This is a genomic window from Massilia sp. CFBP 13721 (assembly GCF_014842025.1).
GTDB lineage: Bacteria > Pseudomonadota > Gammaproteobacteria > Burkholderiales > Burkholderiaceae_D > Telluria.
Genome location: NZ_JACYUY010000001.1, coordinates 270,511 through 285,658 on the forward strand (window position 1 = coordinate 270,511; position 15,148 = coordinate 285,658).

General features: G+C 65.6%; 15 protein-coding genes. 9 read left to right on the top strand and 6 right to left on the bottom strand.

Annotated features, from left to right (window positions below; all coding sequences use genetic code 11):
• Positions 1–314: 314 nt before the first annotated feature.
• The 4 genes from IFT60_RS01085 (at position 315) to IFT60_RS01100 (ending at position 4,768) form a co-directional block, all read left to right on the top strand.
• Positions 315–1,436 carry a porin gene (locus IFT60_RS01085; protein WP_192048542.1) on the top strand — a complete coding sequence of 374 codons (1,122 nt, stop codon included), beginning with the start codon at positions 315–317 and terminating at the stop codon, positions 1,434–1,436.
• A 97-nt stretch (positions 1,437–1,533) separates the two neighbouring features.
• Positions 1,534–1,989 (top strand): PaaI family thioesterase, encoded by a 456-nt coding sequence (locus tag IFT60_RS01090; protein WP_192048544.1) that lies wholly within the window; start codon positions 1,534–1,536, stop codon positions 1,987–1,989.
• A gap of 150 nt (positions 1,990–2,139) precedes the next feature.
• The gene (locus IFT60_RS01095) at positions 2,140–4,413 is read left to right on the top strand and encodes a putative bifunctional diguanylate cyclase/phosphodiesterase (RefSeq protein WP_192048546.1); all 2,274 of its coding nucleotides are present in this window, start codon (positions 2,140–2,142) and stop codon (positions 4,411–4,413) included.
• Positions 4,414–4,624: 211 nt separating this feature from the next.
• Positions 4,625–4,768, top strand: a complete 144-nt coding sequence (locus IFT60_RS01100; RefSeq protein ID WP_192048548.1) for a hypothetical protein — start codon at positions 4,625–4,627, stop codon at positions 4,766–4,768.
• Between the two features lie 71 nt (positions 4,769–4,839).
• On the opposite strand, the gene IFT60_RS01105 is transcribed toward IFT60_RS01100, so the two are convergent.
• Positions 4,840–5,319, bottom strand: a complete 480-nt coding sequence (locus tag IFT60_RS01105; RefSeq protein ID WP_192048550.1) for a hypothetical protein — start codon at positions 5,317–5,319, stop codon at positions 4,840–4,842.
• Between the two features lie 131 nt (positions 5,320–5,450).
• A complete protein-coding gene (locus IFT60_RS01110) occupies positions 5,451–6,269 on the bottom strand; it encodes an IclR family transcriptional regulator (protein WP_192048552.1) in 819 nt (272 codons plus the stop codon).
• A gap of 509 nt (positions 6,270–6,778) precedes the next feature.
• On the opposite strand from IFT60_RS01110, the gene IFT60_RS01115 reads away from it, so the two are divergent.
• The 5 genes from IFT60_RS01115 to IFT60_RS01135 all read left to right on the top strand — a co-directional run bounded on the left by IFT60_RS01115 (position 6,779) and on the right by IFT60_RS01135 (position 11,357).
• Positions 6,779–7,642: a branched-chain amino acid ABC transporter permease gene (locus IFT60_RS01115; RefSeq protein WP_192048554.1), complete on the top strand. Its 864-nt coding sequence runs from the start codon at positions 6,779–6,781 to the stop codon at positions 7,640–7,642.
• Entirely contained in the window at positions 7,642–8,655 is a 1,014-nt protein-coding gene (locus tag IFT60_RS01120; protein WP_192048556.1) for a branched-chain amino acid ABC transporter permease, read from the top strand. The genes IFT60_RS01115 and IFT60_RS01120 overlap by 1 nt, the downstream gene beginning before the upstream one ends.
• Positions 8,648–9,412, top strand: coding sequence for an ABC transporter ATP-binding protein (locus tag IFT60_RS01125; RefSeq protein WP_192048558.1), 765 nt, complete (start codon positions 8,648–8,650; stop codon positions 9,410–9,412). The genes IFT60_RS01120 and IFT60_RS01125 overlap by 8 nt, the downstream gene beginning before the upstream one ends.
• On the top strand, positions 9,399–10,106 hold the full coding sequence (locus IFT60_RS01130) for an ABC transporter ATP-binding protein (protein ID WP_192048560.1): 708 nt from the start codon (positions 9,399–9,401) through the stop codon (positions 10,104–10,106). Before IFT60_RS01125 ends, IFT60_RS01130 begins: the two co-directional genes overlap by 14 nt.
• Before the next feature lie 69 nt (positions 10,107–10,175).
• Positions 10,176–11,357: an ABC transporter substrate-binding protein gene (locus IFT60_RS01135; RefSeq protein ID WP_192048562.1), complete on the top strand. Its 1,182-nt coding sequence runs from the start codon at positions 10,176–10,178 to the stop codon at positions 11,355–11,357.
• 9 nt (positions 11,358–11,366) lie between these two features.
• Here IFT60_RS01135 and IFT60_RS01140 read toward each other — a convergent pair whose 3' ends face one another.
• From IFT60_RS01140 to IFT60_RS01155, 4 genes are all read right to left on the bottom strand, one after another.
• Positions 11,367–11,756, bottom strand: a complete 390-nt coding sequence (locus tag IFT60_RS01140; protein ID WP_229510624.1) for a CzcE family metal-binding protein — start codon at positions 11,754–11,756, stop codon at positions 11,367–11,369.
• 200 nt (positions 11,757–11,956) lie between these two features.
• Positions 11,957–13,162, bottom strand: coding sequence for a CaiB/BaiF CoA transferase family protein (locus IFT60_RS01145; RefSeq protein ID WP_192048564.1), 1,206 nt, complete (start codon positions 13,160–13,162; stop codon positions 11,957–11,959).
• 46 nt (positions 13,163–13,208) lie between these two features.
• Complete coding sequence (locus IFT60_RS01150) at positions 13,209–14,003, bottom strand: oxepin-CoA hydrolase, alternative type (protein ID WP_192048566.1); 795 nt, start codon at positions 14,001–14,003, stop codon at positions 13,209–13,211.
• Positions 14,000–15,139, bottom strand: coding sequence for an acyl-CoA dehydrogenase family protein (locus tag IFT60_RS01155; RefSeq protein WP_192048568.1), 1,140 nt, complete (start codon positions 15,137–15,139; stop codon positions 14,000–14,002). Before IFT60_RS01155 ends, IFT60_RS01150 begins: the two co-directional genes overlap by 4 nt.
• Positions 15,140–15,148 lie beyond the last annotated feature (9 nt).

The following is a 15,148-nucleotide window of genomic DNA, read 5'->3' on the forward strand; positions in this document are numbered from 1 at the left end:
AGCCGACGGGCAGCCGCATCTTATGTGGCTGCCCGTTGTTTTTTTGTACATTCGGCGAAGATGAGCGCGCCTGCCCCTGTCATTGCTGCGCGTAATCGTGGATGATCTCTATCATCTTGAACAACTATTCCTGTGCGAAATTGCACAAAGCCTTCGCAGGCGGCATTAAGTCGTTGACAATATTGATCCAAGAAAATACAGTTTCATTATAGATGGCACAGTTCCACCAAGAGAAACGCCGCCGCTATACCCTGCAGCATTGCCATCCGGCCTCGTCGGGGCCGGAGCACACCGAAAACCAGGAGACCGCACTAATGAAGAAGACCATCCTTGCAATGGCCGCGCTCGCCGCTTGCATGTCGACCGCTTCGGCGCAGACCAGCGTCACCATCTACGGCATCGTCGATGCCGGCGTCACCCACGTCACCAACGACGGCACGACGGGCGACCGCACCACCGTCGAAGCCGGCCAGATGCAGGTCTCGCGCTGGGGCTTCAAGGGTACCGAAGACCTGGGCGGCGGCCTCAAGGCCCGCTTCACCCTCGAGGGCACCCTGCTGAACGATACTGGCGCCGCCGGCGTCAACTCGGGCACGCCGCCGACCACCTCGCTGTTCGACCGCGAAGCCACCGTTGGCCTGACCGGCGCCTTCGGCTCGATCGACATCGGCCGCCAGAACATCCTCGGTATCGGTTCGGTCGGCCTGGCCGACCCGATGGGCCTGGCATTCGCGGCCACCAGCCCGAACGTGCTGTTCGGCGCGATGAACTTCGGCGCGGTCTATGGCACCTTCGGCGCCAACGGCGCCGGCAACAGCGCCCTGCGCCAGACCAATTCGATCAAGTACGTGTCGCCGACCTTCGCCGGCTTCGGCGTCGGCCTGATGCGCGCCTTCGGCGAGCAGGGCGAGGGCATCCAGCGCAGCTCCTACCAGGGCGCCTCGCTGTTCTACAACGCCGGCCCGTTCGGCGCCGCCGGCGCCTACGCGCGCATGAAGAACAACCTGGATAGCGACCTGCTGACTTCCTACGGCGTCGGCGCCAAGTACAGCATGCCGGCGGCCGTGATCAAGGGCACCTACATCCGCAACGAAGTCGACAGCACCAACCGCACGATTGCCGTGCTCGGCGTCGGCGTCGACGTGCCGGTGGCCCCTGCCCTGACCCTGACCGGCGCGGTCTACCACACCAAGCGCTACGGCGACCGCCTCAACGAAGATTCGCAGCAGTACCACCTGATCGCGCGCTATGCGCTGAGCAAGCGCACCACGTTCTACACCGCGTACAGCCGCGCCAACACCAGCAACGTGGTCGACCTGGCCTCGGGCACGGCGGCGGGCTTCGGCGCCGGCATCATCAACCTGGCGCAGGGCATCGTCACCCCGGGCAGCGACTCGGCCAACCGCGCCACGGCCGGCATCATGCACATGTTCTGATGACGGGCTCCGGCCCGCATCAGGTACGATGCGGGTAAGATGCAGCACGCACGGCGGCCTTCGGGCCGCCGTATCTTTTTCAGCAACACGAGTGAACATGACACCACAACAGAACGGCGGCAGTGTGCCGCAAGGATTCGAACGCCTCAAGCGGGGCGGCCCCTACATGGCCAGCCTGGGCGACCTGTACTGCCGGCGCGACGGCGAGGCGATCACGATCGCCATGCAGATGACTGAACGCCATGCCAACATGCGCGGCATCGTCCACGGCGGCATGCTGGCCAGCCTGGCCGATTCCGCCCTCGGCCTGGGCTTGCAGATGTCCTGCGAAGGGCGCAACTCGTTCGTGACGGTCAACCTCGGCACCGACTTCCTCGACGCCGCCCGGCCCGGCGACTGGCTCGAAGCCCGGGTGCGCATCGGCCGCATCGGCGCGCGCGTCGCTTTTGCCGAATGCGACCTGGTGGTGGGCGAGCGGCGCATCCTGCGCGCGAGCGGCGTGTTCGCGGTGATGAAGGCCCTGACGGCAACCCAGCTCGACGCCGGATATTAGCAGCACGAAACAACACCACGCATCTTCTGTGGACGCAATGCGCTGCGCCAGGCGGAAATGTCGTGACAGTTACGTCTAGGCAATTTATCATTCTCAGTTCCAATGAACCGAGTACCGCCGCGCTCTCGTGGCGTACATTGCAACCGACGCATGGTCACTGTCAACGATTTCGCCGGCTGGCGCGAGCGCATTTTTTCTTCCCTGCTGGTCGTCGTCCTGATCGGCGGCACCGCCTCGACGCTCACGATCATCCCTTTCCTGCTCCAGGTGGGGATGTGGCCGGTGGTGCTTGCCGACACCGTCGCCCTGCTCTGGATCTTCGCGATCTGGCGCCTGCAACGCCTGTCGTACGAAGCGCGGGTGTTTCACTTCCTGGCGGTGATCTACCTGCTCGGAATCGTGCTGATGCTGTTCGTCGGGCCGGCCAGCCTGAGCTACCTGCTGGGGCCGCCGCTGATCGCGGCCATCCTGCTGAGCTTGCGTCCGGCCCTGCTGGCGCTGGCGCTCGGCGCCGTCTCGCTGGTCGCGCTCGGCACGGTCGGCCACGTCGGCCTGAACGTGCCCGGCTGGGAGCATGAACCCTTCAAATCCTCGGTGGTCGCGGCACTGAACTACGCCACCATCGGCCTGATGCTGACGATCACCTGTACCACCCTCCTCAAGGGACTGGCACGCTCGCTGGGAGAACTGGAGCTGACTTCGGCGGCGGTGTCGCGCCTGAACGACATGGTGCTGATCACGCGGGCCAGCGGCAATCCGGGTCCGCATGCGGGTACAAGTTCGGGCACAAGTTCGGGCACATTCCAGCCAATCACCTTCGTCAACGACGCCTTCCTGCGCCGCACCGGCTACGCCCGCGACCAGGTGGTCGGGCGCAGCCTGCACCTGCTGCGCGGGCCGGACACCGATCCGGCGGTACTGGCGCGCATTCTCGCGGCGATGGGCGCCGGCCAACCCTGCAATGCCGAACTGATGATCTATACGGGCGACGGCGACGCCTTCTGGGTCGAGCTCGAGGCGGTGCCGTTCGCGCACGCCGGCGAGCAAGCCAGCCACTGGGTGGTCGTCGGCCGCGACATCACCGAACGGCGCACGGCGGCTGACGCGATCCACCGCCTCGCCTTCTACGACGTCCTGACCGGACTGCCGAACCGGCGTTACTTCATGGAGCGACTCGACACCGTCCTCGCCGCCGCCAGGAGTGGAGGCGCGCCCGGCGCCGTGCTCTACCTCGACCTCGACAACTTCAAGAACGTCAACGATGCGCGCGGCCATGCGGTGGGCGACGCCCTGCTCGGGCATGCCGCGGCGCGCCTGGCGCAGGCAGTGCGCCCGGGCGACACCGTGGCGCGCATCGGCGGCGACGAATTCGTGGTCCTGCTCGAGGGACTCGACCTCGACAGCGCCGGCGCCACCCGCCGCGCACTGGACGTGGCCGGCCGGGTCAGCCGCGCGCTGGCCGCGCCGCTCGACCTGGAAGGCCAGCCCTGCCTGGTCACGGCCAGCATCGGCGTCGCCCTGCCACCCCATCCGGGAGCGAGCGCGCCCGACCTGCTGCGCGCCGCCGACACCGCGATGTACCACGCCAAGGCGGCCGGACGCAACGGCGTCGTCCTGTACGAAAGCGCCATGCTGGCCGAGGCCCAGCACAAGCTGATGCTCGAGCGCGACCTGGCGCAGGCGCTGGAACGCGGCGAACTGGCGATGCACCTGCAGTTGCAGGTCGACCGCGACGGCGCGCCGGTCGGCGCCGAGCTCCTGATGCGCTGGCAGCGCGCGGACGGCAGCTGGGTGCGGCCCGACGTGTTCATCCCGGTGGCGGAATCGAGCGGCATGATCGTCGCGCTCGGCACCTGGGCGCTGCGCCAGGCCTGCGCCGCCTCGCTCGCCCTGGAGCGCGCCGGCCACCCGCTGCCGCTGTCGATCAACGTCAGTCCGCTGCAGTTCCGCCAGCCCGACTTCGTGCGCCAAGTGAGCGCCATCCTGGCGGAAACCGGCGCCGCGCCGCAGCAGTTCATCTTCGAAGTCACCGAAGGCCTGCTGATCGAAGACATCGGCCAGACCATCGCGCGCATGCACGAACTGGCCGGCCTGGGCGTGCGCTTCTCGATCGACGACTTCGGCACCGGCTACTCGAACCTGGCCTACCTCAGCAAGATGCCGCTGCACGAACTCAAGATCGACAAGGGCTTCATGGACAATACCCCTGGCGACCGCAACGATACCGCGATCGTGCAGTCGATCCTGTCGATGGCCGGCCACCTGGGATTGCGCGTGGTGGCCGAAGGCATCGAAACCCAGGCGCAGGCGCGCTACCTGGCCGAGCACGGCGACGCCTGCATGCAGGGCTTCCTGTACCACCGCCCGGTGCCGCTGGCGCAGCTGGTCGCGCAACTGGATGCCGGGCGCATGGCCTCCGCCTGAGATGGATTGAGACGTTTGGTAACGATTCTTACAGGGACGGCACTGGATACGGGAGCGGGTTTCATTTGTAATGACGCGCTGGCCCACTTCCTCGACGACCACGCCATGAAAAACCGTTCGCCCATGACCACATTGAAATCTCGGGACCCTTCCGGTGCCCGATAGCCCATCCTATGACGCCGGGCAGCGCTATGCCCGGTGCGACGGGCGGATGTCGACGCTGGTCTACCGCGCGCAGCTCATCCGCGCCGTCTTCGGAGAGAGCGCCGCCAGGATCTTCATGCGTGTCATGCGGGTGGATGCCGCGGTCGCGCGGCGCGTGCTGGCGGCGCCGCTGGCGAGGCTCCGGCGCTAGGGTCAGGACTACCGCGCGATCGGCCAGGGCATGACGACCGGCCGGCTATAGCGTAACGGCCGTAGATGCGCTCAGCGACCGGGCGTCCAATCGGAAACCAGCCACGTTAACAGGAAGCTCCCAATCCATGCCATGATGAACAGGACGGGGGTTCCGACGGCGACGAGCTGGCCTACCGCCGTCGTCCCCGGCGTCACCCCCAGGAAGGGCGAATTGTTGCGCAAGGCATATTGGGCGCGGCAAGCCGCGAAAATGCCCGCCATGGACATGGTCGCGCTTCCGATGCCGATCACGGCCAAAAAATGCGTCAGCATCAACAGCACATCGATGTAATGCGCGGCATTGGCGACGGGGGGATCCGCGAAACTGTATCTCACCTCTGCAATTCGATACAGCAGGAATCCGTAGGCAGTGCCGAGCACTGCCTGCGTGGTCAGGAGCCAGGTCGTCCGCTGATTGACCAGTTCGTCTTCTTGCCACCAGCGTTCGTGCGCATGCTTTTCGATTTCAAGCTTGAGCAATTGCTTCTCATGATCGGTAGCGTCAGCCATGGCATGTCCTCCACCGTCCTTGTCGTCGGAGCTTCCCCTCTTGGACACCAAAATGACGAGAACGTTTTGCAGGATGAGGCAAGCCGGCCCGCGAAAGGAGTCATGGTCACCCGAACGCCTGCGACGCCATCCTAGGACTCCAGCCTTGCCGCAATCTCGATCAGGCGCGGGCGTACCTCGTCGAGCAGGAATTCCTGCGACACGCTCGAGGACGGTCCGCCGCAGTTGATCGACATCAGCTGGTTGCCGCCGATCGGATAGAAGCCGGCGGCGATGCCGTTGACGTCCTTCTGCCACTCGCCGAAGGAAGTGGTGCAGCCATATTGCGCGTAGTCGCGCGTGCCGCGGGCGATCGCCTCGACCAGCGCTTTATAGGCCATCTCGTCGAGTTCCTGGTAGCGCGCCAGGATGTCGCGCTTTTCCTGCTCGCTGGCCCGCACCAGGTAGGCGCGGCCGATCGCCGACACCGCCAGCGGCATGCGCGAGCCGACCTGCAGCGACAGCGCCAGCGCCGCCGTGCTGCGGCAGACTTCGACGGTGATCATCGAGAGCCGGTCGCGCACCGCGATCGAGACCGTGGTGCCGGAAAAATCGGCCAGTTCCTGCATCATCGGACGCGCCATCTGGCGGATGTCGAGGCGCGCCAGCATCGCGCTGCCCAGGCCCAGGGTGGCGGTGCCGAGCACGAAGCGCCCGCCGCTTTCCTGCACCAGGTAGCCCAGGCGCGTGAGCGTATAAGTAAAACGGGTGACAGTCGATTTCGGCAGGCCGCAGCGCTCGGCGATCTGCTGGTTGGTCAGGCCCTTGTCGGCCGAGCGGAAGCACGACAGCACCTCGAGCCCGCGCGCCAGCGCCGTGATGAAATAGCGCTCCTCGTTCTTGCGCGCAGGATCAAGGATGTCTTCGCCTCCAGGATCGGACCCGGCCGTATTGGTGTCGTTCGCTTGCATGGATGGATCCCGGTGTGGACGTTGTGAAGCCGGCTTGCCTTCTGAAAGAGGCTTTGCCGCGGAACGCAAGGCATGGCACACTGCCCTTGCCGTACTGGCAGATGAGCTGTATCAATACACAATCATCAACACGCGGCACTTCGCCTTATGTTTGCCACGATTGTGTACAGACAACAAAACGTTGCTACTCACCTGAAATTATCGTATCCTTTTTTCGTTCCATTTTACACCCTGCAGTTTCGCGTAGCAAAACCAAATCGCTGAATCCACCTGGTGCGCCGCGTGCGCATCTACTGCCGAGGAGTCGCATGTTCACGCATCATGTGTTGGCGAATATAAACGCGGGCAGCCTTGCCCGTGCGGCCCTGTCCTGTAGCTCAACCTACTGTGGCCCCGCCTTCTCCTCCCTCATCCGTTCCATGCCACGAGGTGCCGTCATGCGGTAATTATGTGCCTCGCCGGCAGCATCCAAATCAAAAAACGATCACACCAATAATGGAGACACGATTTTGGAGCTTTTCCTGCAACAAGTCCTCAACGGGCTGACCCTGGGCGGGGTCTACAGCCTGGTCGCACTCGGGCTCACGCTCGTCTACGGCATCCTGCACGTGCCGAACTTCGCCCACGGCGCCTTTTACATGGCGGGTGCCTACTCGGCCTTTTTCATCATGAACAAGCTGGGCCTCGGCTACTGGTGGGGCATGCTCGGCGCCGCCGTCGTGGTCGCGCTGATCTCGGTGCTGTCCGAACGCCTGGTGTTCCATCCGCTGCGCAAGGCCCCCTACCTGCACCACATGATCGCCTCGATCGGCATCCTGCTGTTCCTGGAAGCCGGCGCCCAGGCGATCTGGGGTGCGGACTTCCACCGCATGGAGACGCCGTACAACCAGCTGCTCGAATTCGGCGGGCTTACGTTACCGGCGCAGCGCCTCTTGATCATCGCCGCGGCGTTCCTGCTGGTCGCCCTGCTGCAGCTGTTCCTGAAGAAGACGATCACCGGCGCGACCATCGTCGCCATGGCGCAGAACCGCGAAGGCGCGGCCTTGGTCGGCATCGACGCCACCCGCGTGGCGATGCTCACCTTCGCCATCGCCGGCGCGCTGGCCGGCGTGGCCGCGGTGCTGTATGCGCCGATCAACCTGGTCTACACCTCGATGGGCAACCTGGTGATCACCAAGGCCTTCGTCATCATCGTGCTCGGTGGGATGGGCAGCGTGCCGGGCGCGATCGTCGGCGGCCTGATCCTCGGCTTTGCCGAAGCCTTCGGCGCCTTCTACATCTCGACCGACTACAAGGACATCATCGCCTTCGCGATCCTGGTGCTGATCCTGTCGGTGCGCCCGCAAGGCCTGTTCGCCAAGGGGGCCCACTGATGAAATTGTTCAACCCAACCGTCGGCTGGAGCCTGCTGCTGGTGCTGGCCCTGCTGTTTCCCTTCCTGGCCGGGAACGACTACCACCTGACCGTGATGTCGACGGCGTACATCTACGCCATCGCCACCATCGGCCTGAACCTGATCACCGGCTATACCGGCCAGTACAACCTGGCGCACAGCGGCTTCATGGCCGTCGGCGCCTACACGGTCGGCATCCTGACGGTGGACCACCAGGTGCCGTTCTGGATCGCGTTCGCCCTGTCCGGCGTGGTCGCCGCCTTCCTCGGCTTTTTCGTCGGCCTGGTGTCCTTGCGCCTGAAGACCCACTTCTTCTCGATCTTCACCCTGTGCGTCGGCTACATCATGTACCTCGTGATCGAGAAATGGGAAAGCCTGACCCACGGCACGGTCGGCATCATCGGCATCCCGGCGCCGGAGTCGATCGCCGGCATCGATTTTTCGGCGCCGCGCCCGCAGTACTACCTGGTGCTGTTGTTCCTCGTACTGAGTCTCTGGATCATGCACCGCATCGTGCGCTCGCTGTTGGGGCGCACCTTCATGGCGATCCGCAACGGCGACGACCTGGCGCAGGCGCTCGGCATCAACCTGATGCGCAACAAGCTGCTCGCGTTCATGCTCTCGGTGTTCTTCTCGGGCCTGGCCGGCGGCCTGTACGCGGGCTTCGTGCGCTTCATCGGCCCCGGCGTGGCCAGCGTCGAGCATACCTTCGACATGACGATGTACATGCTGGTCGGCGGCATCGGCACCCTGCTCGGCCCGCTGCTCGGCGCGATCGGCGTGCCCTGGCTGACCCAGTACCTGCAGGTGCTGCAGGATTACCGCTTCGTCGTCTTCGGGCCGCTCTTGGTGCTGCTGGTGATCTTCCTGCCGTACGGGATCGTCGGCACCTACATGAACCGCAAACGTCGCAAGGAAGCATTAGCGGCGGCGCCTGTTGCGGCGCCGGCCGTCGCGCCGCTCACCACCGCGAAAGGAGCGACCCATGCTTGAAATCGATTCGCTCACCAAGCGCTTTGGCGGCCTGGCGGCCGTCAACGACGTCAGCGTTCGTTTTGAGCGCGGCACGATCAACGCCATCATCGGCCCGAACGGCGCGGGTAAAACCACCTTCTTCAACCTGGTCAGCGGCGCCATCGCCCCGACCTCGGGCAAGGTGACCTTCGACGGCCGCGATGTCACCGGATTGCGCGCCGACCAGGTGGCGCGGCTCGGCATGGCGCGCACCTTCCAGTCGACGACCCTGTTCGATACCGCGACCGTGCTCGACAACCTGATCGTCGGCCACCGCCTGCGCACGCAATCTGGCCTGCTCGACGTCATCCTCGGCTCGAAACGCCTGAAGGAAGAGGAGCGCATCTGCCGCGACAAGGCGCGCGCGGCGCTCGATTTCGTCGGCCTGGGCCACGTGGAAAACCGCATCGCCGGCGACATCTCGCAGGAGGAAAGGAAGCGCGTCGCCTTTGCGCTGGCGCTGTCGACCGATCCGACCCTGCTGCTGCTGGACGAACCGGCCGGCGGCGTCAATCCCGAAGAGACGGTGGGCCTGGCGAACCTGATCCGCAAGATGGCCGCCAGCGGGCTGACCGTCTGCCTGATCGAACACAAGATGGACATGATCATGAACCTCGCCGACCAGATCCTGGTCCTTAACTACGGCGAAAAGATCGCCGCCGGCACGCCCGCCGAAATCCGCGTTAACCCGGTCGTGATCGAAGCCTACCTGGGGAGCGAACATGTTGCGGCTTGACAAGGTCTCGCTCTCCTACGGCAGTTTCCGCGCCCTGCACGACGTCTCGATCCATGCCGACGAAGGCGAATTGGTGGTGCTGCTCGGCTCCAACGGCGCCGGCAAAAGCTCGATCTTCCTTACCATGAGCGGCTTGCAGCGCGCCAGCACGGGCAGCATCCGCTTCGGCAACCACGAACTGGTCGGGCGCAAGCCTTCGCAGATCGTGGCCGACGGGCTGGTGCACTGCCCGGAAGGGCGCAAGCTCTTCCCCGGCATGTCGGTGCTGAAGAACCTGACGCTGGGCGCCTACGTGCACCGGCGCGATGCGGCAGGGACGAAAAAGTCGCTCGAGGAAGTGTTCGGCCTGTTCCCGATCCTGCACGAGAAAAAGGACATGCCGGCCGGCTCGCTCTCCGGCGGCCAGCAGCAGATGGTGGCGATCGGCCGCGCGCTGATGGGCCGGCCGAAGGCGCTGCTACTGGACGAACCCTCGCTGGGTCTCGCGCCGCTGGTGGTGAAACAGATGTTCGAGGTGATCGCGCGCATCAACAAGGCCGGCACCACGGTGCTGCTGGCCGAGCAGAACGCGTATGCAGCACTGAACATCGCCAGCCGCGCGTATGTGATCGAACAGGGTCACATCGTGATGGAAGGTGGCCGCGACGAGTTATTGAATAACGCGCAAGTGCGCAAGGCGTATATCGGGGCATAGACCCGTGGCGCACAGACGCCAACCCACCCCAGTAGCAACCACAACAAGTAGAACTTAGGAGACGCAAAAATGAAAGTGCAAGCCAAATTCACCCGCCGTACCCTGCTGGCCGCGGCCGCCGCCGCCATGGCATTCGCCACCGGCGCCGCCCAGGCCCAGGAAGTCATCAAGATCGGCTACTCCGGTCCGCTCTCCGGCGGCGCCGCCCTCTATGGCAAGAACGTTCTCAGTGGCATGGAAATGGCCGCCGCCGAGATCAATGCCAAGCCGCTGCAGATCGGCGGCAAGAACTACAAGGTCGAGATCGTGGCCCTCGACGACAAGTACAACCCGGCCGAAACCGGCATCAACGTCCAGCGCCTGGTGCAGCAGCACAAGACCGCGGCCGTGCTGGTGCCGCACTCGGGCGGCGTGTTCGCGGTGCAGGGCATGAACGAGCGCTCGAACCTGCTGCTGCTGGCCTATACCAGCCTGCCGCAGGTGACCGAGCGCGGCAACAAGCTCACCATCCGCATCCCGCCCGACTTCACCGGCTACATCGCGCCGTTCACCAAGGCGATGATGACACGCTTCGGCAAGAACGTCGCCATGGTCCAGGCCGACCACGACTACGCCAAAGCCTGGTCGGCCGCCTTCAAGCCGGCCTGGGAAGCCGCCGGCGGCAAGATCGTCGCGGAAAACCCGATGTCGTACAACAAGGCGACCGATTTCTACAGCGGCGTCTCGCGGGCGATGCAGTCGAAGCCGGACGTCATGTTCATCGGCGGCGCTTCGGAACCGACTGCGCTGGTGGCCAAGCAGGCGCGCGAACTGGGCTTCAAGGGCGGCTTCATCGTGCTCGACCAGGCCAAGCTCGATGAAATGGCGAAAGTGGTCGGCGGCATCGCACCGCTGGAAGGCGCGATCGGCGTGATGCCGCTGGCAAACGACACCCGTCCGGAAGCGGTCGCCTTTACCGAGCGCTACCGCAAACTGAATCCCGGCAAGGACCCGAGCACGGAGATCAGCCTGAACTATTCGGCCGTGCACGCGACCGTGGCCGCCATGAAACTGGCCGGCACCACGACCGACGCCACCGCCATCCGCGGCCAGATGGAAAAGGCGTTTACTTCCCTGCCGGCGATGTACAACCCGAACGACATCGACGGCCTGGACAGCAAGGGCGGCACCATCGCCAACGTCATCCTGGGCACGGTCGAGGGCGGCAAGATCAAGGGGCAGTTCTTGCGTGCCTTGAACGCGGGTAAATAAGCGGTAGCGTCAGCGAATCACCGCCGGGGCGCGCGCGTCCTGGCGGTCGTGGCTGTTGAACTCGGTCCGCTCGGAATAGCGCGGATCGGGCAGCACATACACGCGCACCTCGTGGCCCAGCGCACCGCTTGGCGCCACCTGGTTCAGGTCGAACACTTGCACGATCGGGCTGACGTTGAAGCTCCAGCCGAACTCGCCGGAACCGTTCACGAAGCGAATGGTATCGCCGGCAACGACATTTACATAATGCGTATCCGCACCGAGATTGACGACACGGGTCGCGGCGCTCGCCGGCACCGCCGTACCGAGCAGATCGGCGCGCGGTTGGACCGCCGTGGCCGACATACAGGCCGTCAACAGCGTGACGATGACGGCCGGAAAAAACGGACGTGAAGACATGATGCGGCTCCCATGAACGGACGACGTCCATTCACTCTAGGCCGCGGTGCGCGGGAGTTAAAGCGCGACAGGAACAAATAATTTGGGGTGTTGGCGGGCGGAATGTGCGGCGTTTCGACGGCGCATGTATCGCGGTTCACATCGGCGCGAACCGGCGGGCATGCCCGCCATACACCGCCCACACCAACGCGGCCTCGATGTTAAACGACGCCGCGTTCCTTCAAGCCCTGCAACTTCTCTTCCGACAGCCCCAGCAGCTCCGCCAGCACCTGCCCCGTCCCCTCCCCCAGCGTCGGCGGCGCGCTGCGCACCGGCAGGCGCTCGCCATTGAAGCGATACGGCGAAGCCATCACGTCGACCGTCCCGGCCACCGGATGCGCCATCTGCGTCACCAGCCCCGAATCGACCGCGCGCTTCGAGGTCATCGCCTCGTGCAGGCCGGCCACTTCGCCGCAGGGAATGCCGACCTGGCTCATCCGTTCGAGCAGGTCCTTGCGCTTGCGCGCCGCGACCGCCGCGCGCAGCTGCGGCGCCAGTTCCTCGCGGTGTTTGGTGCGCTCGAGATTGGTCTTGAAGCGCTCGTCGCTGGCCAGGTCCGGCCGTTCGATGACCTCGGTGCAAAAGCGCAGGTACTGGCTGTTATTACCGACCGCGATCACCAGCGGGCCGTCCTCGGCTTCGTAGACTCCATACGGCATGATCGACGGGTGCGCGTTGCCGTAGCGCGGCGGGTCGTTGCCGCGCAAGAGCGCTTCCAGGCCATAGTAGGCCGTGATCATCAGGCCGCAATCGAACAGGGCCATGCCGACGTGGCGGCCCAGTCCCGTGCGTTCGCGGTCGAACAGCGCCGCCAGCACGCCCTGCGCCGCGTACATGCCGGTCATCATGTCGACCGCGGCGACGCCGAACTTCAGCGGCGGCTGGGTCGGCTCGCCGTTCAGGGCCATCAGGCCGGCCTCGCCCTGGATCACCAGGTCGTAGCCGGGACGCGCCGCTTCCGGTCCGGTGCGGTCGTAGCCGGTGATGGAACAGTAGATCAGGCCCGGCTGCTCTTTCACCAGTTCGTCGTAGCCGAGGCCGAGGCGCTCGATGTCGCCGAACTTGAAATTCTGGATGACGACGTCGCTCTTGCGGATCAAATCGCGCGCGATCTGCTGGCCTTCCGGGGTCTTGAGGTCGAGGCAAACCGAACGCTTGTTGCGGTTGACGCTGTTGAAGTAAGCCGTCTCGGTGTCGCCGACGCGCATACCCCAGTCGCGCGTATCGTCGCCGCGCTGCGGATGCTCGACCTTGATCACCTCGGCGCCCATGTCGCCCAGCACCATGGCGCACCAGGGTCCGGCCAGCACCCGCGACAGGTCGAGGACGCGCACGCCGGCCAGCGGCAGGGAGGATTTGTTTGTCACGATGTGTCTCCAGTATCGCCGGGCACCGTGGCGCCCGGCCGTATTCTTATTTCTTACCGCGCAAGGCGGCGAAATCCGGCGCGCGTTTCTCGAAAAAGGCGTTGATGCCTTCCTGCGCCTCGTCGTCGCCCTGCGATTCGGCCATCAGCTGCGCTTCCAGGTCGAGCTGCTGGTCCAGGCTGGCGTGGCCGGCATGGGCGCACAGGCGCTTGATGCGCGCGGCGGCATTCGCTGGCCCGCCGGCGATGCGTTCGGCCAGCGTCAAGGCTTCGGCCAGCGCGCTGCCTTTCGCTACCAGCCGGTTCACCACGCCCAGCGCATGCAGGCGCTCGGCCGGAATCCGCTCGCCCAGCAGGCACAGCTCCATCATCTGCTGGCGCGACAGGAATTCGGACAGGAAGGCCGTGGCGCCGCCGTCCGGACTCAGGCCCACCTTCACATACGCCATCGTGAAGAAGGCATTCTCGGCAGCGACGACCAGGTCGCAAGCCAGCGCCAGCGACATGCCGGCGCCGGCCGCACCGCCCTCGACCGCCGCGATCACCGGCTTCGGGCAGGCCTGGAGCGCGCGAATCTGCGCGTGCAGGCGCCCGATCTTGTCCAGCCGTTCGGGCACACTCAGGTCGCGCCGCGTGGCCAGCTGGCGCAAATCGCCGCCGGCGCAAAAGAAGTCGCCGTCGCCGGTGAAGACGATGGCGCCGACCGCCGGATCGGCAGCGGCTTCTTCCAGCGCCGCCGGCAAGGCGTCGTACAGCGCCGGCGTGATCGCATTGCGTGCGGCCGGGTTGCTGTTGACCAGCACCCGCACCGCGCCTTCAGTGCGGATCAGCAGCCCGCTCATGCGGCCTGCCGTCCCAAGGCAATGTAGCGCTCGAGGTGATGGTCTTCATCGCCCAGCTGGTGATCGATCATCACCAGGCGCTTGGCGTAGTGTGCCAGCGGCAGTTCCCAGGTCATGCCGATGCCGCCATGCAGCTGGATGCATTCCTCGGCCACCAGCGTGCCGATGCGGCCGATGCTCATCTTGGCGGCGGACAGGGCGCGCTCGCGCGTGATCCGGTCCGCGTCCAGCGCGGCGGCGGCGTTGATGACGGCGGAACGCGCCTGCTCGATTTCCAGCAGCAGGTCGGCCATGCGGTGCTGCAGCGCCTGGAAGCTGCCGATCGGGACGCCGAACTGCTTGCGGGTGCGCAGGTAGTCGAGCGTGGCCGCCTTGGCCGCTTCCATCGCGCCCAGGGCCTCCGCGCACAGCGCCAGGATGCCGCGCCCGGTCGCGCGTTCGAGCGTGGCAAAGCCTTCGCCCTCGGCGCCCAGCAGCGCGCCGCCTTCCAGCAGCACGTCTTCGAAGCGCAGCTCGGCCACGTGGCCGCCGTCGATGGTCGGCGTGCCGCGTACCGTCACGCCGGCCGTACCGGCCGGGACCAGGAACAGCGAGATGCCGGCTTCGTCGTCGACCGCGCCGGCGGTGCGCGCCGAGACGACGAAGACCGCCGCCTGTTCGCCCAGCGGCACGGTCGATTTCACGCCATTCAGCACCCAGCCCTCGCCCTGGCGTGTGGCCATCAGGCCAACGCGCGCCAGTTCGTAATGCGTATCCGGCTCGTCGTGGGCGAAGCTGGCGATCGTGCTGCCGTCGGCGATGCCTTCCAACAGGCCGCGCTGCGCCTCGCTGCCGGCGGCGGCGATCGCTTCGCCCGCCAGCACGGCGGAAGCCAGCAGCGGCTCGACCACCAGGCCGCGGCCCAGCGCTTCGAAGACGACGGCGATGTCGAAACCGGCCCCGCCGAAGCCGCCATCTTCCTCGCGCATCAGCACGCCGATGGCGCCCAGTTCGGCGAAGTGGTTCCACATCTCGGGCGAATAACCCTCGGCACTGCCCGCGATCTTGTTGCGGGTTTCGAAGCCATAGCGCTCGGCGATGAAGCGGTTCAGGCTGTCGGCGAGCATGCGCCGTTCTTCGGTATGTTCAAAGTTCATATCTGCTAC